A 21,896-nucleotide genomic window follows, 5' to 3' on the forward strand; every position below is an offset into this window, starting at 1 on the left:
CCTAGGGCCGGAAGCCGCCGATCCCCCGCGACGGATCCCACGACCCGGTGTCCGGGCGTTCGCGTGGGCCGGCGCACTCGGCGACGCAGGGCCGGGTGTGCACGTAGCTGTGCACCCAGCGGACGCTGCCGTCGGGCAGCGCATCCCCGAGATGGGCGAGGCGGAGCACCGGCTCCCAGTCGCCGATGGGAGCGCAGCAGCGCTCGCAGAGCATGATCATGTGGCGTCTTCTCCAGCCCGGCCGATTCAGGGCGGGTGCGGCGGTCAGCGTCGACTCTCGGACCACCCTCACCCCATCGTCCCATCAGCCGGGTCAACCCGGACATGTCGTCCGACACGTCCGGGAAATCACGGCTCAGCCGACGAGGTGCTCCTCGCGGTGGCGGGCAGTGCAGCCCGGGATGCCGCACTCGACGCCCTGCTCCCCGCCGGCGTCGCCGGTGTCGTCGCCACCGGCGTCGCCCGCGGCGAACTGGGTGCGGTACAGCGTCGCGTACCGCCCGTCCGCGGCGAGCAGTTCGTCGTGCGTGCCCCGCTCGACTATCCGGCCGTGCTCGAGCACCGCGATCTGGTCGGCCGCGCGCACCGTGGACAGGCGGTGCGCGATGACGATCGCCGTGCGCCCCTCCAGCGCCTCGGCCAGCGCCGCCTGCACCGCGGCCTCCGACTCGGAGTCCAGGTGCGCCGTGGCCTCGTCGAGGATCACCACGCGCGGCCGGGCCAGCAGCAGCCGCGCGATCGTCAGCCGTTGCCGCTCGCCGCCCGAGAGGCGGTACCCGCGCTCCCCCACGACCGTCTCCAGGCCGTCGGGCAGCGCGTCGATCAGGTCACCCAGCCGCGCCCGCCGTAGCGCATCGACGATCTCGGCATCGGTGGCGTCCGGGGCGGCGTAGCTCAGGTTGGCCCGGATCGTGTCGTGGAACAGGTGCCCATCCTGCGTCACGACCCCGACGGCCCCGCGCACGGCGGCGAAGGTCAGGTCGCGCACGTCGACACCCGAGAGCTCCACCGCACCCGAGTCCACGTCGTAGAGCCTCGGCACCAGCGAGGCCAGCGTCGACTTCCCGGCCCCGGACGAGCCGACGAGCGCCACCAGCCGGCCGGCGCCGACCTCCAGGTCCACGCCGTGCAGCACCTCGACGCCGCTGCGGGCGTCGAGCACGGCGACGTCCTCGAGGGAGGCGAGCGAGACCCGGTCGGCGCTCGGGTAGCCGAACCGGACGTCGCGCACCCGCACGTCCACCGGCCCGTCCGGCAGCCCCCGCGCATCGGGCCGCTCGGTGATCATCGGTTTCAGGTCGAGCACCTCGAACACGCGCTCGAACGACACGAGCGCGGTCATCACGTCGACGCGCGCGTTGGCCAGGGCCGTCATCGGCGTGTAGAGCCTGGTCAGCAGGAGCGCGAGGGTGACGACCGTGCCCGGCTCGATCGCGCCGGTGACGGCGAGGTAGCCGCCGAGGCCGTAGACCAGCGCCTGGGCGAGCGCGGAGACCAGCGACAGCGTCGTGACGAAGACGCGCGAGACCATCGCCGTACGCACCCCGATGTCGCGCACCCGCTCGGCCCGCGCCCCGAACTCCCGCACCTCCTCGTCGGGCCGGCCGAAGAGCTTCACGAGCGTGGCGCCGGGCGCGGAGAACCGCTCGGTCATCTGGGTGCTCATGCCTGCGTTGAGGTCGGCCGACTCCCGGCGCAGGTCCGCGATGGTGCGGCCCATCCGGCGGGCCGGGAGCACGAAGACCGGCAGCAGCAGGAGGGCGAGAAGCGTGACCTGCCAGGCCAGCGAGATCATCACGCCGAGGGCGAGCGCGAGCTGGATCGCGTTGCTCAACACGGCGGCGAGTGTCGACGTGATCGCCGACTGGGCGCCGATCACGTCGTTGTTGAGCCTGCTCACCAGCGCTCCCGTGCGGGTGCGCGTGAAGAACGCCACCGGCATCCGCTGCACGTGTTCGAACACGACACGGCGCAGGTCGACGATGAGACCCTCACCGATGCGCGAGGAGAACCACCGCGACACGAGCCCGACGACGGCTTCCAGCACCGCGAGTGCCGCGATCCCGCCCGCCAGCCCGATGACAGTGCCCGCGGCCGCCGACACGTTCCCGCCCGCGACGATCGCGTTGACCACGCGGCCGGCGAGCACCGGCGTGAGCACGCCGACCGTCGCCGACACGACCGTGAGCAGCAGGAAGGCGAGGAGCCAGCCCCGGTAGGGGCGCGCGAACGCCCAGATCCGCGGGATCGTGCCCTTCTTGACGGACGTGGGCGCGTCGGCCGCGCGGGCCACACCGCGCAACATCACCATCGGTCGGTCCACAGGCGGCCCCCTTACTTACACCGTTGCATCCGCGAGTGAACAACAACGGGGGCGCCCGGTGTACTCCCGCCCGCGCCGTCCAGCGATCCTGAACAACTCCGCCCATAGCAGCGGCGTAGTTGTTCAAGGCGCTCTTAGCTCAAGGAGCGCGCTCCTTAGCCCTCGCCTGCCGCGAGGGACCGCAGCCGACGCAGCTGGGCTGCCCGTTCGGCCGCGAGGGCATCGGCCGGGTCGGCGCCGTCGGCCACACCCGCCAGCAGGCCGAGCGTCTCCGCAGCGGCCTTCGCCGGCGCCGAGACCAAGCCCGTGACCAGCTCGTCGACGGCCGCGTCGAGCTCGCCAACGGGCACCGAGCGCAGCGCAAGGCCGGACGCCACGGCCTCCTGCGCGCCCACCCGGCGCCCGGTCAGGCAGATCTCGACGGCACGCGCGTACCCCACGGCGTGCACCAGCGGGTAAGTGCCGCCGAGGTCCGGGACGATGCCGAGGCTCGTCTCCGCCATGCAGAACTGCACGTCGTCGGCGACGACCCGCAGGTCGCAGGCGAGCGCGAGCTGGAAGCCGCCGCCGATCGCGTGCCCCTGGACTGCCGCCACCGTGACGCGGGCAGGGTGGCGCAGCCAGGAGAAGCCGGACTGGAACCCGGCGATGGTGGCGTCCGCGTCGTCGTCGGACAGCGCGGCGATCCCGGCGATCCCGGGCAATCCGTCGACCTCCTGCGCGGCGAAGAACCGCTTGTCGAGGCCGGCGGAGAACGCCCTGCCCTCGCCGCGGACGACCACCACCCGCACCTCGTCGGGTAGCGACTCGCCGATCGCGCGGAGCGCCTCCCATGTGAGAGGGGTCTGCGCGTTCAGAACCTCGGGACGGGCGAGTGTGACCGTCGCACGTGGCCCGTCGACCTCGAACGCGAGCCCTCCGCGCAGGAGAAGCTCCGGGTCGACCGCCGATGTCGTCACGCGGGCAGGTTACCCCGCGGTAGGACTGCCGCTTCGCCGGCTACTTCTTCTTCGTGCGCGTGGCGCCACCACGCCCGCGCAGCGACACGCCCGTCTCCGACAGCACCCGGTGCACGAATCCGTACGAGCGACCGGTCTGCTCCGCTAGCGCGCGGATGCTGGCACCCTTCTCGTACTTCTTCTTCAGATCGGTGGCGAGCTTGTCGCGCTGGGTGCCGGTGATGCGTGCACCCTTCTTCAGGTCGGCCACGGCCTTTCCTCCTTCGCCCGCCCGCGAACCCGCCGACGGATCGTTACCGGCCCCCCCGGTGTCGCAATGATCGTCCACAGGAATACCCGGGACCAGGAGATCCACTCGGTGATCGGTGAACGGTTCCGCCGAAAGGACCACGCACACGGGTGATCATATCCACCCGTTTCTCACCGTGATTTCACCCCGTCGCCACGTGGTTCTCACTCCCGGAGTCGATCTAGCGCCGGGCTGTGACGACGAGGTCGAGGACATCCACTCGACATGCTGAGAGGGGCATGCCGATCGGGTGGCAGGTGCGGAATTCGCGAATCGCCCGATCAGGCCAGCTGCACCAGTTCGAGGTAGTCCGCCGACCAGTGGTCCTCGGTGCCGTCGGGCAGGACAATCACCTTGTCGGGGTCGAGCGCCTCGACGGCGCCGGGGTCGTGCGTGACCAGAACGACGGCACCCGAGAACTGCCGCAGAGCGTCGAGCACCTGCTCGCGGCTCGCGGGGTCCAGGTTGTTGGTGGGCTCGTCGAGCAGCAGCACGTTGGCCGAACTGGACACCAGGCCGGCCAGCGCGAGCCGAGTGCGCTCGCCGCCGGAGAGCGTGCCGGCGGGCTGCTCCAGCTGCTCGCCCGAGAACATGAACGCCCCCAGCAGCGTGCGCAGCTGCTGCTCCGGGGTGTCCGGAGAGGCGTGCCGGACGTTCTCCCAGACCGTGGCGTCCATGTCGAGGGTGTCGTGCTCCTGGGCGAAGTAGCCGGTGCGCAGCCCGTGGCCGGGCACGACCCGCCCGGCGTCCGGGGACTCGGTGCCGGCGAGCAGGCGCAGCAGCGTGGTCTTGCCTGCGCCGTTGAGCCCCAGCACGACGACCTTCGTGCCGCGGTCGACGGCGAGGTCCACGCCGGTGAACACCTCGAGCGAGCCGAACGCCTTGGACAGGCCCTCGGCGGTCAGCGGCGTGCGCCCGCACGGGGCGGGGTCGGGGAAGCGGATGCGGGCGACCCGGTCCTGCTTGCGGGTGGGCTCGAGCCCCGCGAGCAGCTGGTCGGCCCGGCGCGCCATGTTCTTCGCCGCGACGGCCTTGGTGGCCTTCGCTCCCATCTTCGCCGCCTGCGTCTGCAGGGCCGCCGCCTTCTTCTCGGCATTGGCGCGCTCGCGGCGGCGCCGCTTCTCGTCGGTGGCCCGCGCCTCCTGGTAGCGGCGCCAGTCCATGTTGTAGCTGTCGACCTCGCCGCGCGTGGCGTCGAGGAACCACACCTTGTTGACCACGGCCGCAAGCAGCTCGGTGTCGTGGCTGATCACGACGAGCCCGCCCTCGTGGGCCGACAGGAACGAGCGCAGCCACGTGATCGAGTCGGCGTCGAGGTGGTTGGTGGGCTCGTCGAGCAGGAGGGTGGTGGCGCTCTGCGAGCCGCCGTCGGAGGCCGCGAAGAGGATGCGGGCGAGCTCGACCCGGCGCCGCTGCCCGCCGGACAGCGTGGCGATCGACTGGTTCAGCACACGGTCGGGAAGCCCGAGGTGAGCGCAGATCCGCGCGGCCTCGCTCTCGGCCGCGTACCCACCGAGCGCGGAGAACCGCTCCTCGATGCGCCCGTAGGCGCGCACGGCCTTCTCGTTCTGTGCGCCGTCGACCAGCTCGGCCATCGCGGTCTGGGCCTTCTCCATCTCGCGCAGCATCTCGTCGAGACCGCGGGCCGACAGCACCCGGTCCTTCGCCGAGACACGCAGGTCGCCCTCGCGAGGGTCCTGCGGGAGGTAGCCGACCGGGCTGTTGACCAGCACCCCGCCGCCGTAGGGCTCGCCCTCGCCCGCCAGCACGCGCATCGACGTGGTCTTGCCGGCGCCGTTGCGCCCGACGAGACCGATGCGGTCGCCCGGCTGTACGCGCAGGTTGGCCCCGGACAACAAGATCCGGGACCCAGCGCGCAGTTCCAGGTCGGTGGCGGTGATCAAGAGGGAGCTCCAAGAGGGGTCCGGCGGGTTGACGTGGGATGGGCCGCGGCAGCCCCTACCCGATCCGGATCACCGCTCCAGCGTACCGGGCTGCGCCACGCGATTCGGGAAGTATGGTCCCCCCATGACCGACGTCACCGCGGACCCTGGCCCCCGTCCCGCTTCGCCTTCCGCCGACCTCGCCGGCCGGGCCGCACTCGTCACGGGCGCCAGCCGCGGCATCGGCTTCGCGATCGCCGCCGAGCTGCTGGGCCGAGGCGCGTCGGTCACGATCACCGCCCGCAAGCCCGACGAGCTGGCCGTCGCCGCAGACAAGCTCGCCTCGGACGCCGCGGGCGGCGACACCTCCCGGGTGCTCGCGGTGCCCGGCAACGCGGGCTCGGACGACGCGCGCGAGGAGGCCGTGACGAAGACCGTCGAGCGGTTCGGGAGCCTCGGGATCCTGGTCAACAACACCGGCATCAACCCGACCTACGGGTTCCTCATGGACGCCGACCTCGGCGCCGTCCGCAAGACGTTCGACACCAACGTGGTCGCCGCGCTCGGGTTCGTGCAGCTGGCCTACCGGGCGTGGATGGGCGAGCACGGCGGCGCCGTCGTCAACCTGGCGTCGGTGGCCGGCATCCGCTCGACCGGGGTGATCCCGGCGTACGGGGCGTCCAAGGCGGCGCTGATCCGGCTCACCGAGGAGCTCGCGTGGCAGCTCGGGCCGAAGATCCGGGTCAACGCCGTCGCCCCGGCCGTCGTCAAGACGAAGTTCGCCACCGCCCTCTACGCCGAGGGAGAGGACAAGGTCAGCGCCGCCTACCCGATGAAGCGGCTGGGCACCCCGGAGGACGTCGCCGCGCTCGTCGGGTTCCTCGTCTCCGACGCCGCCTCGTGGATCACCGGCGAGACCGTGCGGGTGGACGGCGGCATCCTCTCCACCGGCTCGCTCGGCAGCGCATAGGAGGGTCCTGAACAACCCCGCCCGTAGCGCGCAGTTTGGCCGAGTTGTTCAGGGCGCTCCTCTAGGAGCTCCTGGAGCACCGCCTTCTCACAGCACCACGGCGTCGGTCCACAGCCGGGCCGAGCGGCCGGTGAGCACGTCGAGCAGCGCGGCGGCCTGACCGTCGGTCAGCGAGGCCACGTAGTCGAGCACGGCCCGGGCCCGCGCCAACGCGTCAACGTCCGGATCCGGGCCGAGCAGCCCGTCGGCGGCGAGGGAGCGGTACTCCTCGTGCGCGAGGGCGACGAGGTCGTGCAGTCGGGGCGGCAGGCGCACGGGCTCGTCATCGTCGGTGAGCCAGTCGGCGAGCGCGCCGACCAGCCCGCTGAGCACGGTCGCCTGCCCACGCTGGTAGGAGGCGAGGTCCGCGCGCTGCAGCACGAACCGGTGGTGCACGAACTTGAGCACCGCCACCTCGTGCCACGGCGCCTCGGCCAACAGCACGGGCGCGGCGCGCACCGGCGGGTCGGCCAGCACCCGCACGCCCCCCACGAGCCGCGCGGTCCAGCGCGCGGAGAACTCGGCCACCGCGCGCTCGGCGGCCATCGACCCGTCGAACGGCACGGCGAGCAGCCCGTCCACCAGCTCCCCCCGCACCACGGCGACGGCCGCGGCGAAGGCCTCGTCGGAGAACGCCCACGAGTCCTTGTCGCGCAACCGCCTGCGCAGCCACTCGAGGTCGGCGCCGGGGCGTAGGGACCCGAGGGCAGCGGGATCGGCCGCCGCGAGGCCCGTGCGGTCGCGGAGCCAGCCGCCCAGCTCGGCCGCGACGCCCGGCTGCTGCAGCACCCCGACGCGGTGGAAGTCCTCTAGGTCGTGGATGGCGTAGGCGATGTCGTCGGCGGTGTCCATCACCGCGGCCTCCACCGTCTGCTGCCACGGCCCGACGGCCCCGGCGAACGGCGCCCGGCTCGCCACCAGGTCGTCGAGCTCGGTGAGGTAGCTGCAGAACTTGGCCGAGCCGGCGTCAGGGGCACCGGGCAGCGGCCCGGCACCGCGCGGCGGCAGCGCCGCCTTGCTCGGGTGCGGGTCGGGGTGGCCGAGGCGCGCCCACGGGTACTTGAGCACCGCGGCGCGGACGGCCGCGGTGAGGTCGAGCCCGTTGCGGCCGGGGCCGTGTAGGTCGGTGGTGGTGACGATGCGGAAGGTCTGCGCGTTGCCCTCGAACCCGTCGGCGAGCCCCAGACCCCGGCCGAGCCGGTCGAGCACCTGCTCCCCCAGGTGCCCGAACGGGGGGTGGCCGAGGTCGTGCGCCAGCGCCGCGGCCTCGACGACGTCCGCGTCGAGGCCGCCGAGCGCGTCGAGCTGGGCGGCGGTGGCCGGGTCGCCGCACAGGCGCTCGGCGAGGGCCCTGGCGACCTGCGCGACCTGGAGGCTGTGGGTGAGCCGGTTGTGCAGCAGGAGCCCGTTGCCGGTCGGGCTCACCACCTGCGTGACACCCGCGAGCCGGGCGAAGAACGGCGACGCGGCGATCCGGTCGCGGTCGACACGGAACGGGCTGTTGGCGAGACCGGCTCCGCTCTCCTCCACCGGCGAGCGCCGCGCCGCCCGGGCGCCGTGATCGAGCACAGCGGGAGGCTATCCCCCACAGGGTTCAGCGAAGCCGCATCAGGTCCCAGGAGTTCCGCAATGTGGCTTTCCTGAACTCCGGGTGCGCCAGCGGGTAGAACCGGCGTGTGCGTCGTGCCGATCCGGAGCTGCTCGTCGTCGGCGGTGGGCCTGCCGGGCGGGCTCTCGCCGCGGCCGCCGCGCACCGTGGGCTGCGCACCACGCTGGTCGACCCCACCCCCGACGCGCCGTGGCGGATCACCTACGGATGCTGGGCCGCCGAGCTGCCGCCGCAGCTCCCCTGCAACCTCCTGGCCGCCACCGCCGCCGGCCGTGCGGTCGCCCGCACCGAGCACCGGCTCGGCTGGGAGTACGCGGTGCTGGACGTCCCGGCGCTGCGCGCGCACCTGGACGCCGGGCTGGCCGACGTGGACGTTCGTGCCGGGCGGGCGGTCGGGTTCGGCGGGGGCGCGGTGCGGCTCGCGGACGGCACGCAGGTGCGCGCCGCGGTTGTCGTCGACGCCGGTGGGCACCGCCAGCCGCTGTTCTCCGGCCCGTCCCCCCGGTGCGCGGCCGAGCAGACGGCGTACGGGGTGGTCGTGCCCGAACGGGACGCCGCCGCCCTCGTCGAGCCGGGTGCGGCGCTGTTCATGGACTGGCGCCAGGACCACGGCGAACGGGGCTGGCCAACGTTCCTCTACGGTGTCCCGCTCGGGGGCGGCGAGGTGCTGCTGGAAGAGACCTCGCTCGCCCGCCGTCCCGGGCTCGACCAGCCGGCGCTACGCCGGCGGCTGCTCGCCCGCCTCGCCGCCCACGGGATCACGCCCCCGGCGGACGCGCGCGCCGAGAAGGTGCGGTTCCCGGTCGACTCGCCGCGCCACGACGTGCCGGGGGTGCTCGGCTTCGGCGCCGCCGCGCCGCTGGTGCACCCCGCCACCGGGTTCAGCGTGGCCACCGCGCTCACGCTCGCCCCGGCGGTGGCGGACGCGGTCGCCCGCAGGCTCCTCGCCGGTCCGGACGCTGCGCTCGCGGCCGCCCGCGCGGCCGTCTGGCCGCGGGGCGCCCGGGCGGTGCACCGGTTCCGGCGCATCGGGCTGGAGGCGCTGCTGCGGATGCCGCCCGACGAGGTGCCAGATTTCTTCGAGGTGTTCTTCAGCCTTCCCGAACGCCGCCGCCGGGCCTATCTGACCGCACGCTCGGATCTGCGCGCGACGGCGGCGACCATGGGAGCGCTGTTCGCGGCAGCGGACGGGCGACTGCGCAGGCGGCTCGTCCTCCCCGCGCTGCTCCCACCCGCCGCGCCGAGGGCCTGACCGGCGCCCTGCTGCTACCACCGGTAACCTTCAGCCACGTTCCCCGACGCCGGGAGGGCACATGTCCGCCTACCGCACCATCGTCGTCGGCACCGACGGCTCCGCCACGTCGTTCGCCGCCGTGGACCGCGCCGCCGCCGTGGCAGCCGACAGCAGCGCCGAACTCGTGATCGTCTGCGCCTACACCCCCGCCAGCCGCGAGGACACCGCGGAAGCCGAGGACGCGCTGAAGGACGAGGCCTACCTCGTGCGCGGCTGGACGCCCGCCGAGGAGACGCTCCGCTCGGCGGAGGAGCGCGCCGCTGGCGCAGGCGCGCGCAAGATCCGCACGATCGCCGTCGACGGCGCGCCCGTCGACGTGCTGCGCAAGGCGGTGCAGGACGCGGGCGCCGACCTGCTCGTCGTCGGCAACCGGGGGCTCAACACGCTGAGCGGCCGGCTGCTCGGCTCGGTGCCCTCCGATGTCGCCCGCCGGGCCGGGGTGGACGTGCTGATCGTCCACACCATCTGACGGTGACCGCGAGCCACCCGCTCGACGAGTCGCTCGAGGAACTGGTGCTCGGCGCACCGCGGCGCTTCACGCGCCTGCAGGTGGCCGAGGCGGCAGGCCTCGCCCCCGAGGAGGCCCACGGGCTGTGGCGGGCGCTCGGGTTCCCCAAGGTGGGCGACGAAGAGGTGGTCTTCACCCAGCGGGACGTGGACGCGGCCCGGCTGATGGCGAGCCTCGGTGACGCGGGTGTGCTGGCGCCGGAGGTCCGCGAGGCGGTGGCGCGGGCCGTCGCGCAGTCGATGGCTCGGCTCGCGGAGTGGCAGGTCGGCATGGTGCGGCGGGTCGTCGAGAGCCAGACGGAGGGCGAGAGCGAGAGCGGGCCCGGCGCGCCGGAGCGGTCGCTGGAGCTCGCCGCCGCAGTCGTCCCCGCGTTCGAGGAGCTGCAGACCTACGTCTGGCGCCGGCACCTCGCGGCGACGATCCAGCGGCTCTTCGTGACGAGCGCGCCCGAGGACTCCGACACGTGGCCGCTGGTCGTCGGGTTCGCGGACATGGTCGGGTTCACCCACACCACCCGGAAACGCTCGACGGGCGAGCTGAGCGAGATGATCGAGCGGTTCGAGGCGGCCACGACCGACGTGATCGCCGACGGTCACGGGCGGGTCGTCAAGACCGTGGGCGACGAGGTGCTGTTCGTCGCCGACGAGATCGCCGACGGCGCGCGGATCGCGCTGACGCTGCGCGACCGCGTTCGCACCGAACCCGCGCTGCCGCAGCTGCGGATCGGGCTCGCGGCGGGGCCGGTACTCGCGCGGTACGGCGACGTCTACGGCGAGGTCGTCAACATCGCCTCCCGGCTCACCGCCCACGCCCGCCCCGACTCGGTGCTCGTCGACCGCACCGTCGCCGAGGCCCTGCAGGCCGATCCGGGGTTCGCGCTGCGGCCGCTGCGGCCCGTCGCCGTGCGCGGCTACCGGAACCTCCACCCGTGGCGGCTCGAAACCGGTTCTTGACCTAGAGGCGGGTCCAGCTCCCAAGATGGGACCATGACCACCGCCACCGCCGCCGACGTCCGCCTGACCGACTACCTCGACCGGATCGGCGCGGCCGACGCCACCACCCCCGACCTGCCGACGCTCCGCACGATCGTCGCCGCGCACGCCCGCTCCATCGCGTTCGAGAACCTCGACCCGTTCACCCGGCGGGAGGTGCGCCTCGACCCCGACGGCCTGGCCGGGAAGCTCGTTCACGGCGGCCGCGGCGGCTGGTGCTTCGAGCAGAACCTCCTGCTCCGCGGCGCGCTCGACGCTCTCGGGTACGCCACCACCGGCCTCGCCGCCCGGGTCATGTGGGGGCGCCCTGCAGACGCGCCGCTCACCCCCCGCGGGCACATGCTCCTGCGCGTCGACCTGCCGGAGGGCCCGCACCTCGTCGACGTCGGGTTCGGAGGGCTGACGCTCACGGGCGTGCTCGCGCTGGAGCCCGATGTCGAGCAGGACACCCCGCACGAGCCGTTCCGGCTGCAGGAGGTCGCAGGACCGGCCGGGCCCGGCTACGTGATGCAGGCGCTGGTGGGCGGGGAGTGGCGCCCGCTCTACCGCTTCGACCTCACCCCGCAGCTCCCCGTCGACTACGAGCTGAGCAACTGGTACCTCGGCAACCACCCGGCCTCGCACTTCCTGAGCGGGATCATGGCCGCCCGCCCAGCGGCCGACCGCCGGTACGCGCTGGGTGGCACGAACCTCGCCGTGCACCACCTCGGCGGCCCCACCGAGCGCCGCACGCTGTCAACGCCCGCCGACATCCGGCGAGCGCTGGAGGAGCAGTTCCTGCTCGACACCTCCGGCCTGCCCGACCTGGAGACGGCGCTCGCGCGACTGTTCTGATCGGGCGCCTGGCGCGCATCGACCCGGCGCGCCTCACCGTGCTCGCGGCAGCCATCGCGAACCGGGAACCGGTGCGGATGCGGTACACCACCGCGGACGGCGGCGAGGGCCCGCGCCACGTCGAGCCGCACGGGCTCGTCACCGCGGGCCGCCGCTGGTACCTAGTGTCGTCCCGCGCCGAGTGACCCGCGCGGCGGGCGGCTGAGCTCCCACCCCAACCGAACGCCCGCGGTAGTCCTACCCCCTCGGCGGCGCGGATCGACCGCGCGAGCCGTTCGAGGCTGATGCCCGACGCCCGGCCCGCGGGCGGGTGCGGCGGCCTGCCGAGTAACGGGCCTCATGAACGGGACGAACCCGCAATCCCCACGGGTCCTGCGCCCGTCGCCCGAGCGGCGGGCTGCGCCCGTCCACCGCGGAGGCACCATGACGCCCCGAACGACGACGCCCCGAACGACGACGCCCCGACCAGCGACCACAGACCGTCGAACCCGCACCGTCATCCGGCGGGCGGCCACGTCACTCGTCGCGGTTGCGGCGCTCACGGCCGCGGCGGCGTGCACGGTGCCGGCCGGTACAGGGACGTCACCAGGGGCGGCGTCGCCCGGGACGGCGTCGCCCGGGGCGGCCTCGCTCGGGACGGCGCCCGGGTACGCCGCCACGCTGCGGCCGGAGCTGGAACGGATTGCCGAGGATCTGCTCGTCACCGGCGGCGTCGTACTCGTGCGGTCACCGGAGCTGGGCGACTGGACGTGGGTGACGGGCTCCCGCACCCGCCTCGGCAACGACCCGGTGCAGGTGGGCGACCACGTCCGGGTCGGCAGCAACACGAAGACCTGGACCGGAACGGTGATCCTGCAGCTCGTCCAGGAGGGGAAGATCGCGCTCGCCGACCCGGTGTCGAAGTACCGCCCCGAGGTCCCCGGCGGCGACCGCATCACGATCGCCAACCTGCTCGAGATGCGGAGCGGCCTCGCGAACTACACGCTGGACGTCGACCTCAACAACCGCGGCGACATCTACCCGACGCAGGCGTGGAAGCCCGAGGAGCTGCTGGCGAAGGCGTTCGCAATGCCTCCGGTCGCCGAGCCGGGCACGACCTTCTACTACTCCAACACCAACACGGTGCTGCTCGGCCTGATCATCGAGCAGCTCACCGGCACCCCCGTCGCGGAGGAGTTCCAGAACCGGTTGTTCGCCCCACTGGGCATGAAGGGCACCGAGCTTCCGGACCTCAGCTCGAACGCCATGCCGGCCCCGTATGCGCGCGGCTACACCTACGGCACCAACCTCGGCACGATGTACAGCCCGGTGCTGCCCGACGACGTGCAGGCGGCGGCGAAGGCGGGCGAGATCACGCCGATGGACGTCACCGGCGCCAACCCGTCGTGGGCATGGACTGCCGGTTCGGGGACCTCGACCGCCGAGGACCTCGCGCGGTGGGTCCAGGCTCTGGTCGGCGGCGGGATGCTGAACGCGGACATGCAGCGGCAGCGCCTCGACAGCCTCCAGCCGAGCGGCGCTGACCCCGGAAGCGCGGCGTACGGCCTCGCGCTTGCCCGGTTCGGTCCCTCCGTCTACGGGCACACCGGTGAGCTGCCCGGCTACAACTCGTTCATGGGCTACGACCCGGCCCGGCGGATCACGATCGTCACCTGGGCCACCCCAGCACCGGCCGTCAACGGCGACCCGCCAGCCGTCGAGCTGGCGAAGGCAGTCATGGGCGCGCTCTACAGCTGAGCGGCCGACACATGTAGGCGCTCTCGTCCGGAAGCACCGGACGGGAGCGCCGTTCGTGGAGTCGTGCGTGCGATCAGGTCAGACGCGGAAGCCCAGGGCGCGCAGCTGCTCGCGGCCGTCCTCGGTGATCTTGTCCGGGCCCCACGGCGGCATCCAGACCCAGTTGATCTTGATGTCCTCGACGAGGCCGGGGCCGATGAGCGCGCCGCGGGCCTGCTCCTCGATCACGTCGGTGAGCGGGCACGCCGCCGACGTGAGGGTCATGTCGATCGTGGCTACACCCTTCTCGGCCTGGATGCCGTACACCAGCCCGAGGTCGACGACGTTGATGCCCAGCTCGGGGTCGACCACGTCGCGCATGGCCTCCTCGAGGTCCTCGAGCGAGGGCTCACCGGCCTGCTGCGCCGGCGGCTCCGGCATCCCGGCCGCGCCGCGCACGACCTCTTCGCTGCCGATGTCGCTACCGGTGTCGCTACCGGTGTCGCTGCCGGCGTTGGTGCGGGTCTCGGTGGTCTCGGTGGTCTCGCTCATGACGCTGCCTCCTTCGCTTGCACGGTACCGACGCTCGCCGGGCCCTCGCCGGGCGCGCTCCTCGCCACGGCGTCCTTGAACGCCATCCACCCCAGCAGGGCGCACTTCACGCGCGCCGGGTAGCGCGCCACCCCGGCGAACGCGACCCCGTCGCCCAGCACGTCCTCGTCCGGCTCGACCTGCCCGCGACCCTGGGCCATCTCCTGGAACGCCGCGAGCACCTCCATCGACTCCTCGACGGATCGGCCGACGACCAGGTCGGTGAGCACGGACGCCGACGCCTGGCTGATCGAGCAGCCGAGCGTCTCGTAGGAGACGTCGGTGATCTTGTCGTTGTCGAGCTTGACCCGCAGCGTGATCTCGTCGCCGCAGGTGGGGTTGATCTGGAACGACTCGGCGTCGAACGGATCCCTCAGCCCGGCGCCGTGCGGCGACCGGTAGTGGTCCAGGATGATCTCCTGGTACATCTGTTGCAGCTGCACGGCTAGCCCACCCCGAAGAAGTCGCGTGCGGCGCGCACCCCGCTGATCAGGGCCGCGATCTCGTCCGGTGTGTTGTACACGTGGAACGACGCACGCACGGTGGCGGCCACCCCGAAGCGCCGGTGCAGCGGCCACGCGCAGTGGTGCCCGACCCGCACGGCGACCCCGTGGTCGTCGAGCACCTGCCCGACGTCGTGGGCGTGGACCCCATCGACGACGAACGCGACCGCGCCACCGCGGTCTGCCAGGTCGGTCGGGCCGATGACCCGCACTCCCGGCACCTCGGCGAGGCCCGCGAGCGTGAGCCGGACGAGCTCCATCTCATGGGCGTGCACGGCGTCCATCCCGATGCCGCCGAGGTAGTCGACGGCCGCGCCGAGGCCCACGGCCTGCGACGTCATCGGGACCCCGGCCTCGAACCGCTGCGGCGGTGGGGCGTAGGTGGACCCCTCCATCCGCACCAGCTCGATCATCGACCCACCCGTGAGGAACGGCGGCATCGCGGCCAGCAGCTCGGCACGCCCGTACAGCACACCGATACCCGACGGGCCGAGCATCTTGTGCCCGGAGAACGCAGCGAAGTCGACGCCGAGCTGCGTCAGGTGCACCGGCATGTGCGGCACGGACTGGCAGGCGTCGAGCAGGGTGAGCGCCCCGACGGCCTTGGCCCGGCGCACCAGCTCCGCGACCGGCAGCACCGTGCCGAGCACGTTGGACTGATGGGCGAACGCCACCAGCTTGGTGCGCTCGGACAGCTCGATCGAGTCGAGGTCGAGCCGACCGTCGGCGGTGACGCGGTACCAGCGCAGGGTGGCGCCGGTGCGCCGGCACAGCTCCTGCCACGGCACGAGGTTGGCGTGGTGCTCCAGCTCGGTGATCACGATCTCGTCGCCGGGACCGAGCGCGAACCGCTCGGACTCCGGCCCGAGGCCCGTGCGGACCGAGGAGTTGCCCATCGCGTACGCGACGAGGTTGATGCCCTCGGTGGCGTTCTTGGTGAACACCACCTCACCGGGGTCGGCCCCGACGAACGCCGCGATGCGCGCCCGCGCCGACTCGTAGGCGTCGGTGGCCTCCTCGGCGAGCTGGTGCGCGCCGCGGTGCACGGCCGCGTTGTGCTGCTCGAGGAACGCCCGCTCCGCGTCGAGCACCGGCCGCGGCCGCTGCGAGGTGGCCCCGGAGTCCAGGTAGACCAGGGGCCGCCCGTCGCGCACGGTGCGGGAGAGGATCGGGAAGTCCGCCCGCACCTTCGCAACGTCCACTCCCGCGACGCCGGGAGCCTGCACCGCGGTCATCAGACCGCGGCCTCGGCCTTGCCGCCCGTGAAGCGCACGTAACCGCTCTTCTCGAGCTCGTCGGCCAGCTCAGGACCGCCGGACTCGACGATGCGCCCCCCGGCGAAGACGTGCACGACGTCGGGCCGGATGTGGTTGAGGATGCGCGTGTAGTGCGTGATCAGCAGAACGCCGGTCTCGCCGCCCTCGCGGTAGCGGTTGACGCCCTCGCTCACCACGCGCAGCGCGTCGACGTCGAGGCCGGAGTCGGTCTCGTCGAGCACCGCGATCTTCGGCTTGAGCAGGGCGAGCTGCAGCACCTCGTGGCGCTTCTTCTCACCGCCGGAGAAGCCCTCGTTGACCGAGCGCTCGGCGAAGTCCGGGTCGATGTCGAGGTCGCTCATCGCGCCCTTGACCTCCTTGACCCAGGTGCGCAGCTTCGGCGCCTCCCCGCGCACGGCGGTGGCCGCCGACCGCAGGAAGTTGGCCATCGAGACGCCTGGAACCTCGACCGGGTACTGCATGGCGAGGAACAGGCCGGCGCGGGCACGCTCGTCGACGGTCATCGCGAGGACGTCCAAGCCGTCAAGAGTGACGGTGCCCGACGTGATCTCGTACTTCGGGTGCCCCGCGATCGCGTAGGCGAGCGTGGACTTGCCGGAGCCGTTAGGCCCCATGATCGCGTGGGTCTCGCCGGCCCGGACGGTGAGGTCGACGCCCTTGAGGATCTCCTTGGCGCCGTCGTCGGTGGCCACCGAGACGTGCAGGTCCTTGATCTCCAGAGTGGACATGTGGTGTGCGTTCTCCGTGGTGGGTGCGTCAGATGCCGGTCACGGCGAGCTCGGCCTCGATGGCCGACTCGAGCCGTTCCCGCAGCTCGGGCAGGGTGATGCGGGACAGGATCTCGCCGAAGAAGCCGCGGACGACCAGCCGGCGCGCGACGTCCGAGGGGATGCCGCGGCTCTGCAGGTAGAACAGCTGCTCGTCGTCGAACCGGCCGGTGGCGCTCGCGTGCCCGGCGCCGGCGATCTCGCCGGTCTCGATCTCCAGGTTCGGCACCGAGTCGGCGCGCGCGTGCTGGGTGAGCACCAGGTTGCGGTTCAGCTCGAACGTCTGCGTGTTCTCGGCCGCCGCGCGGATCAGGACGTCGCCGATCCACACGGTGTGCGCGTCCGGCGTGCCCTTCACACCCTGCAGGGCGTTCTTGTAGACCACGTTCGACGTGCAGTTGGGCACCGCGTGATCGACCAGCAGTCGCTGCTCGAGGTGCTGCCCGGCGTCGGCGAAGCCCAGCCCGGCGAGCTCGGCGTCGCCGCCTGGCCCGCGGTACTTGACGGTGGGGCTGATCCGCACCAGGTCGCCGCCGAGTGCCACCGAGGTGGCCCGAAGCGTGGCGTCCCGGCCGATCGACAGGTGCTGCGCGTTGACGTGCACGGCGTCGTCGGCCCACTCCTCGGTGACGACGAGCGTGAGCCGCGAGCCGTCGCCGAGCACGACCTCCAGGTTGTCAGCGAGCGCGCCGGAGCCCCGGTGCTCGACGACGACCGTGGCCTCCGTGTGCGGCGCCGTGCGCAGCTGCAGGTGCCCGGCGGCGGTGGCGCCCTCCCCCGGGCCGGTGACGGTGACCGTGACCGGGGCGGGCGTGCCGCTCAGCGTGACGAGGGTGGCCTTGCCGAACGCCGACCAAGCGGCAGCGGCCACGCGGTCGGCCGGCACGCCGCCCTCGCCGATCCGGGAGTCGTCGCGGCCGACGGTCTCGACCGTGACCCCCTCCGCCTCGGACACCGAGACGGATGCGGTGCCATCGAAGCGGGCCGTGCCGTTGTGCAGGCCGCGCAGCCGCCGCATGGGGGTGAAGCGCCAGTTCTCCTCGCGGCCACCGGGGACCTCGAAGGCCTCGACGTCGTAGGAGGTGAAGCGCTCGCTCGCCGAAGCGATCGGCACCTCACCCTGCCCCTTCTTGGCCCCAGCCAGCTCCGGCGCGAGGCCTGCGACCTCGGGTGCCGTGTCGGGGACGGTCATCCGACGGAACCCTCCATCTGCAGCTCGATCAGCCGGTTCAGCTCCAGCGCATACTCCATGGGCAGCTCGCGCGCGATGGGCTCGACGAACCCGCGCACGACCATCGCCATGGCCTCGTCCTCGGTGAGACCGCGGCTCATCAGGTAGAAGAGCTGGTCGCCGCTCACCTTCGAGACCGTGGCCTCGTGGCCCATCGAGACGTCGTCGTTGCGCACGTCGACGTACGGGTAGGTGTCGGAGCGGCTGATCGTGTCGACCAGCAGCGCGTCGCACTTCACCGTGGACCGGCTGTGGTGCGCGCGCGGGTTGACCTGCACGAGGCCGCGGTAGGACGTGCGGCCACCGCCGCGCGCCACCGACTTCGAGATGATCGTCGAGGACGTGTGCGGTGCGAGGTGCACCATCTTCGCCCCCGCGTCCTGGTGCTGGCCCTCGCCCGCGAACGCGATCGAGAGCACCTCACCCTTGGCGTGCTCGCCCATCAGCCAGACAGCCGGGTACTTCATGGTGACCTTGGAGCCCAGGTTGCCGTCGACCCACTCCATGGTGGCGCCCTCTTCGGCCTTGGCCCGCTTGGTCACCAGGTTGTAGACGTTGTTCGACCAGTTCTGGATGGTGGTGTAGCGGCAGCGCCCGCCCTTCTTCACCACGATCTCGACCACGGCCGAGTGCAGCGAGTCGGACTTGTAGATCGGCGCAGTGCAGCCCTCGACGTAGTGCACGTAGGCACCCTCGTCGACGATGATCAGCGTGCGCTCGAACTGGCCCATGTTCTCGGTGTTGATCCGGAAGTAGGCCTGCAGCGGGATGTCGACGTGCACGCCCTTCGGCACGTAGATGAACGACCCGCCCGACCAGACGGCCGAGTTGAGTGCCGAGAACTTGTTGTCGCCTGCGGGGATGACCGAGCCGAAGTACTCCTGGAAGAGCTCCGGGTGCTCACGCAGGCCCGTGTCGGTGTCCAGGAAGATGACGCCCTGCTCCTCCAGGTCCTCGCGGATCTGGTGGTAGACGACCTCCGACTCGTACTGCGCGGCCACACCCGCGACCAGCCGGGCCTTCTCCGCCTCCGGGATGCCCAGCCTGTCGTAGGTGTTCTTGATGTCTTCCGGGAGCTCCTCCCACGACGACGCCTGCTTCTCCGTGGAGCGCACGAAGTACTTGATGTTGTCGAAGTCAATGCCCGAGAGGTCGGCGCCCCAGCGTGGCATCGGCTTGCGGTCGAACAGCTCCAGAGCCTTCAGCCGGAAGTCCAGCATCCACTTGGGCTCGTTCTTCAGCGCGGAGATGTCGGCGACGACGTCGGCCGACAGGCCACGCCGGGCGGAGGCGCCTGCGACGTCGGGATCGGCCCAGCCGAAGTCGTAGCGGCCGAGCGTCGCGAGCGTCTCCTCCTGGGTGAGTGCCTCAGGAGTGGTCGTCATTAGGACTGCCTCCCTGTCGGGATCGTGGTGGTGTCGTGCCGCCGGATTTCGGGAGCGTCCAGCGGGACGTGGGTGGTGCACGCGGAGTCCCCGCGCGCGATGGTGGCCAGCCGCTGCACGTGCGTGCCCAGCAGCGCCGCGAAGGCCTGGGTCTCGGCCTCGCACAGCTCGGGGAACGCCGCTGCCACGTGAGCCACGGGGCAGTGGTGCTGGCAGAGCTGCACACCGGTGCCCGCCTCGCGGGCCTGCGCTGCGTAGCCGCGATCGGTGAGCAGGCTAGCGAGCGCCGACGCCCGCGCGTCCGGGCCGTCGGCCGCGCGTACCTGCTGTGCCCCGGCGAGCAGGTCGTCGACCCGGCTGCGCGCGAACTCGCGCACCGCAGACTCGCCAACGTGCTCGGAGAGGAACTGCAGCGCTGCGACGGCGAGCTCGTCGTAGCCGTGGCCGAAGCGCGCCCGGCCGGCGTCGGTGAGCAGGTACTCCCGCGCCGGACGGCCGCGACCGCGGCGACCCCGCCGGGGAGCGTCGCGGACCTCGGCCTCACCGTCGGCGATGAGCGCGTCGAGGTGGCGGCGTACCGCCGGACCCGACAGCGCCAGCGCCGTGGCCACCGCGGCGGCGGTGACCGGACCCTGCTCCATGAGCAGGCGGGCGACGGCTTCGCGCGTGCGCCCGTCACCGGTCGACGCGCCCTCGAGGGGACGCACGTCGACCAGGTCGGCAGGCCCAGCGGTTTTCACAACACCAGTCTTGCCTATTTCCGCCGCGACGGCAAAGCGCCACCCCGACGGGGTGACCACGCTCACCCTGCCCCACCCGGTCCGCTCTCCGGCCGTGAGTCACTACCCGGGGCCAGGGGTGCGACAACAGGCCTCGTCACCTCGACCACCCCCGGCGGCACGGCCGGCAGGCTCGCTCAGCGTGACAGAACGCGATCAGTGACAGGCGATCAGTGACAGGGACGTCGGACGTCGCAGATGTGCTGCGTTCGCGCGCGTCGGAATGTGGCTTTCCAGGAACCCGGAGGTACGCGGAAGGCACCAGGAGAAGGCCCTCGCGCACGTTTCACAGGCCACGGCCTAGTCTTCTGCCATGGTCGCCCGGGAGCTGGATTCCGCGCGCCCGGAGGTGGACGAGGCTCCCCCCGCGGCGCCCGCCGGGCAATTGGCGGTGCCCGCCGGGCAATCGGTGCAGCGCGACCCGAGCCGCGTCGCTCGTCGGCTGGGCCTCATGGGCACACTCCTGATGGCCGCGGGCGGGCTCGGCGCAGGCGCGCTCCCCGTCCCGAACCCGGTCTTCGGGCTGCGCCTGCTGGGCCTGCCCAGCCGCAACGCGACCATCGCCATCGCGGTCACCTACGCCGGGATCGGCATGCTGGTGCTCGCGTGGCTCTGGATCGGCAAGATGCTGCGCAACAACGGCGCCGTCCCGCCGGCCCCCACCCGCGCCCAGCTGGCCAGGACGGGCGTGATGTGGGCCATCCCGCTGGCCATCGCGCCGCCACTGTTCTCCCGCGACGTCTACAGCTACCTCGCCCAGAGCGCGATCCTCGCCCGCCACCTCGACCCCTATGTCCTGGGCCCGGCCGAGGCACTCGGCGTCGACGACCCGCTCACCCGCAGCATCCCGACGATCTGGCGGGACACTCCCGCCCCGTACGGACCGCTGTTCCTGCTCATGGGCCGCGGGATCACCGCGATCAGCGGCAACGACGTCGTGCTCGGCATCTTCGCCCACCGCGTGCTCGCGCTGTGCGGCCTCGCGCTCATCATCTGGGCCATACCCCGGCTCGCCCGGCGCTGCGGGCTCGAGCCCGGCCTCGCGCTCTGGCTCGGCGCCGCCAACCCGCTGGTGCTGTTCCACCTGGTCAGCGGCATCCACAACGAGGCCTTGATGCTCGGGCTGATGCTCGCGGGCATGGAGATCGGGCTGCGCGCCGGCGACCGGCTACTCGACATCCATTTCCTCACCGGCGGGCTGCTCATCGTCGCGGGGTCGGCGATCAAGGTGCCGGCACTGCTCGCGCTGGGGTTCCTCGGCATGGAGTGGGCGCGCCGGCGCGGGGGGCGCGTCCGCGACGTTGCGATCGCCGCCGGTCTGCTCGCCGCCATCACGGTCCTCTGTTACGGGCTGCTCGACCTGGCGACCGGTTTGGGGCTGGGCTGGGCGACCACGCTGGACACGCCGGGGCTGATACGCAGCTGGCTGTCGGTGTCCACCGACCTGGGCCTGTTGGGCGGGCAGATCGGCATCCTCGGCGGCCTGGGCGACCACACCGACTCGGTGCTCGCGCTGACCCGCGGGATCGGGCTCGCCGCATCCGCGGTCGTGGCCGGGATGCTGCTGCTGGCAGTGCTGCGGGGCCGCGTCGACGCGATCACCGGCATGGGCACCGCGCTCGGCGCCGTCGTGCTGCTCGGGCCGATCGTGCACCCCTGGTACCTGCTCTGGGCCGCCATCCCGCTCGCCGCGACGAAGGGGCTCCCCAAGTACCGGCGGTTGGCGCTCGCGGCCTCTGGCGTGCTCGCCCTCGTCGTCCCGCCGACCGGGGCCGACTTCCAGTTCCGGGCATTCCAGCTGCCGATGGCGATCATCGCCGCGATCGTCATCCTCGTGCTCGTGCTGCTGGTCCTGCGCCGCCAGCTCGCCGGACAGACCGGTCCCGACATCGACGCGCTCCCCGGACGGGCGCCGGTCCCCGCACCACCATCGACCGCTCACTAGAA

Annotated in this window: 21 protein-coding genes; 8 read left to right on the forward strand and 13 right to left on the reverse strand. The window is 72.5% G+C overall.

The window, feature by feature from the left end:
• Position 1: 1 nt before the first annotated feature.
• The 5 genes from ABD143_RS12120 to ABD143_RS12140 form a co-directional block, all read right to left on the reverse strand.
• A complete protein-coding gene (locus tag ABD143_RS12120) occupies positions 2-220 on the reverse strand; it encodes a hypothetical protein (RefSeq protein WP_343975850.1) in 219 nt (72 codons plus the stop codon).
• A gap of 135 nt (positions 221-355) precedes the next feature.
• On the reverse strand, positions 356-2,323 hold the full coding sequence (locus ABD143_RS12125) for an ABC transporter ATP-binding protein (RefSeq protein ID WP_379659727.1): 1,968 nt from the start codon (positions 2,321-2,323) through the stop codon (positions 356-358).
• Positions 2,324-2,478: 155 nt separating this feature from the next.
• Positions 2,479-3,282, reverse strand: coding sequence for an enoyl-CoA hydratase/isomerase family protein (locus ABD143_RS12130; protein WP_343975853.1), 804 nt, complete (start codon positions 3,280-3,282; stop codon positions 2,479-2,481).
• 40 nt (positions 3,283-3,322) lie between these two features.
• On the reverse strand, positions 3,323-3,532 hold the full coding sequence (locus tag ABD143_RS12135; RefSeq protein ID WP_075942968.1) for a helix-turn-helix domain-containing protein: 210 nt from the start codon (positions 3,530-3,532) through the stop codon (positions 3,323-3,325).
• 320 nt (positions 3,533-3,852) lie between these two features.
• On the reverse strand, positions 3,853-5,475 hold the full coding sequence (locus tag ABD143_RS12140) for an ABC-F family ATP-binding cassette domain-containing protein (protein ID WP_343975856.1): 1,623 nt from the start codon (positions 5,473-5,475) through the stop codon (positions 3,853-3,855).
• Positions 5,476-5,599: 124 nt separating this feature from the next.
• Here ABD143_RS12140 and ABD143_RS12145 point away from each other — a divergent pair, with 124 nt between their 5' ends.
• Positions 5,600-6,424, forward strand: a complete 825-nt coding sequence (locus ABD143_RS12145; RefSeq protein ID WP_343975859.1) for an SDR family oxidoreductase — start codon at positions 5,600-5,602, stop codon at positions 6,422-6,424.
• Positions 6,425-6,511: 87 nt separating this feature from the next.
• Here ABD143_RS12145 and ABD143_RS12150 read toward each other — a convergent pair whose 3' ends face one another.
• Positions 6,512-8,032, reverse strand: coding sequence for a deoxyguanosinetriphosphate triphosphohydrolase family protein (locus tag ABD143_RS12150; RefSeq protein WP_343975862.1), 1,521 nt, complete (start codon positions 8,030-8,032; stop codon positions 6,512-6,514).
• A gap of 107 nt (positions 8,033-8,139) precedes the next feature.
• Here ABD143_RS12150 and ABD143_RS12155 point away from each other — a divergent pair, with 107 nt between their 5' ends.
• The 6 genes from ABD143_RS12155 (at position 8,140) to ABD143_RS12180 (ending at position 13,437) form a co-directional block, all read left to right on the forward strand.
• A complete protein-coding gene (locus ABD143_RS12155; protein ID WP_343975865.1) occupies positions 8,140-9,324 on the forward strand; it encodes a lycopene cyclase family protein in 1,185 nt (394 codons plus the stop codon).
• Positions 9,325-9,385: 61 nt separating this feature from the next.
• Positions 9,386-9,835: a universal stress protein gene (locus ABD143_RS12160; RefSeq protein WP_343975868.1), complete on the forward strand. Its 450-nt coding sequence runs from the start codon at positions 9,386-9,388 to the stop codon at positions 9,833-9,835.
• Positions 9,836-9,837: 2 nt separating this feature from the next.
• Positions 9,838-10,827 (forward strand): adenylate/guanylate cyclase domain-containing protein, encoded by a 990-nt coding sequence (locus ABD143_RS12165; protein ID WP_343975871.1) that lies wholly within the window; start codon positions 9,838-9,840, stop codon positions 10,825-10,827.
• A gap of 33 nt (positions 10,828-10,860) precedes the next feature.
• The gene (locus tag ABD143_RS12170; RefSeq protein WP_343975874.1) at positions 10,861-11,700 is read left to right on the forward strand and encodes an arylamine N-acetyltransferase family protein; all 840 of its coding nucleotides are present in this window, start codon (positions 10,861-10,863) and stop codon (positions 11,698-11,700) included.
• Between the two features lie 38 nt (positions 11,701-11,738).
• Positions 11,739-11,885: a WYL domain-containing protein gene (locus ABD143_RS12175; RefSeq protein WP_343975877.1), complete on the forward strand. Its 147-nt coding sequence runs from the start codon at positions 11,739-11,741 to the stop codon at positions 11,883-11,885.
• A gap of 238 nt (positions 11,886-12,123) precedes the next feature.
• On the forward strand, positions 12,124-13,437 hold the full coding sequence (locus ABD143_RS12180) for a serine hydrolase domain-containing protein (RefSeq protein WP_343975880.1): 1,314 nt from the start codon (positions 12,124-12,126) through the stop codon (positions 13,435-13,437).
• Positions 13,438-13,515: 78 nt separating this feature from the next.
• On the opposite strand, the gene ABD143_RS12185 is transcribed toward ABD143_RS12180, so the two are convergent.
• The 7 genes from ABD143_RS12185 to ABD143_RS12215 all read right to left on the reverse strand — a co-directional run bounded on the left by ABD143_RS12185 (position 13,516) and on the right by ABD143_RS12215 (position 19,910).
• Positions 13,516-13,857, reverse strand: a complete 342-nt coding sequence (locus ABD143_RS12185) for a metal-sulfur cluster assembly factor (protein ID WP_343977344.1) — start codon at positions 13,855-13,857, stop codon at positions 13,516-13,518.
• Between the two features lie 107 nt (positions 13,858-13,964).
• Positions 13,965-14,450, reverse strand: a complete 486-nt coding sequence (sufU, locus tag ABD143_RS12190; RefSeq protein ID WP_343975883.1) for a Fe-S cluster assembly sulfur transfer protein SufU — start codon at positions 14,448-14,450, stop codon at positions 13,965-13,967.
• 2 nt (positions 14,451-14,452) lie between these two features.
• Complete coding sequence (locus tag ABD143_RS12195; protein WP_343975886.1) at positions 14,453-15,745, reverse strand: cysteine desulfurase; 1,293 nt, start codon at positions 15,743-15,745, stop codon at positions 14,453-14,455.
• Positions 15,745-16,515, reverse strand: a complete 771-nt coding sequence (gene sufC / locus ABD143_RS12200) for a Fe-S cluster assembly ATPase SufC (RefSeq protein ID WP_343975889.1) — start codon at positions 16,513-16,515, stop codon at positions 15,745-15,747. Before sufC ends, ABD143_RS12195 begins: the two co-directional genes overlap by 1 nt.
• Before the next feature lie 28 nt (positions 16,516-16,543).
• Positions 16,544-17,746 (reverse strand): Fe-S cluster assembly protein SufD, encoded by a 1,203-nt coding sequence (gene sufD, locus ABD143_RS12205; protein ID WP_343975892.1) that lies wholly within the window; start codon positions 17,744-17,746, stop codon positions 16,544-16,546.
• Positions 17,743-19,170, reverse strand: coding sequence for a Fe-S cluster assembly protein SufB (sufB, locus tag ABD143_RS12210; RefSeq protein WP_343975895.1), 1,428 nt, complete (start codon positions 19,168-19,170; stop codon positions 17,743-17,745). The genes sufD and sufB overlap by 4 nt, the downstream gene beginning before the upstream one ends.
• Positions 19,170-19,910, reverse strand: coding sequence for a helix-turn-helix transcriptional regulator (locus tag ABD143_RS12215; protein WP_379659725.1), 741 nt, complete (start codon positions 19,908-19,910; stop codon positions 19,170-19,172). Before ABD143_RS12215 ends, sufB begins: the two co-directional genes overlap by 1 nt.
• A 352-nt stretch (positions 19,911-20,262) precedes the next feature.
• On the opposite strand from ABD143_RS12215, the gene mptB reads away from it, so the two are divergent.
• Positions 20,263-21,894, forward strand: a complete 1,632-nt coding sequence (gene mptB / locus ABD143_RS12220; RefSeq protein ID WP_343975898.1) for a polyprenol phosphomannose-dependent alpha 1,6 mannosyltransferase MptB — start codon at positions 20,263-20,265, stop codon at positions 21,892-21,894.
• The last annotated feature ends 2 nt before the right edge of the window (positions 21,895-21,896 follow it).

It is taken from the genome of Pseudonocardia aurantiaca (assembly GCF_039526725.1).
Taxonomy (GTDB): Bacteria; Actinomycetota; Actinomycetes; order Mycobacteriales; family Pseudonocardiaceae; genus Pseudonocardia; species Pseudonocardia aurantiaca.

Bases quoted from the DNA above. Each gene is read 5' to 3' on its own strand.
- ABD143_RS12185 (WP_343977344.1), bottom strand. From the start codon at position 13,857: ATGCCGGAGCCGCCGGCGCAGCAGGCCGGTGAGCCCTCGCTCGAGGAC.
- sufC (WP_343975889.1), bottom strand. From the start codon at position 16,515: ATGTCCACTCTGGAGATCAAGGACCTGCACGTCTCGGTGGCCACCGAC.
- sufD (WP_343975892.1), bottom strand. From the start codon at position 17,746: ATGACCGTCCCCGACACGGCACCCGAGGTCGCAGGCCTCGCGCCGGAG.
- mptB (WP_343975898.1), top strand. From the start codon at position 20,263: ATGGTCGCCCGGGAGCTGGATTCCGCGCGCCCGGAGGTGGACGAGGCT.
- sufB (WP_343975895.1), bottom strand. From the start codon at position 19,170: ATGACGACCACTCCTGAGGCACTCACCCAGGAGGAGACGCTCGCGACG.
- ABD143_RS12120 (WP_343975850.1), bottom strand. From the start codon at position 220: ATGATCATGCTCTGCGAGCGCTGCTGCGCTCCCATCGGCGACTGGGAG.
- ABD143_RS12145 (WP_343975859.1), top strand. From the start codon at position 5,600: ATGACCGACGTCACCGCGGACCCTGGCCCCCGTCCCGCTTCGCCTTCC.
- ABD143_RS12160 (WP_343975868.1), top strand. From the start codon at position 9,386: ATGTCCGCCTACCGCACCATCGTCGTCGGCACCGACGGCTCCGCCACG.
- ABD143_RS12170 (WP_343975874.1), top strand. From the start codon at position 10,861: ATGACCACCGCCACCGCCGCCGACGTCCGCCTGACCGACTACCTCGAC.
- ABD143_RS12180 (WP_343975880.1), top strand. From the start codon at position 12,124: ATGACGCCCCGAACGACGACGCCCCGAACGACGACGCCCCGACCAGCG.
- ABD143_RS12195 (WP_343975886.1), bottom strand. From the start codon at position 15,745: ATGACCGCGGTGCAGGCTCCCGGCGTCGCGGGAGTGGACGTTGCGAAG.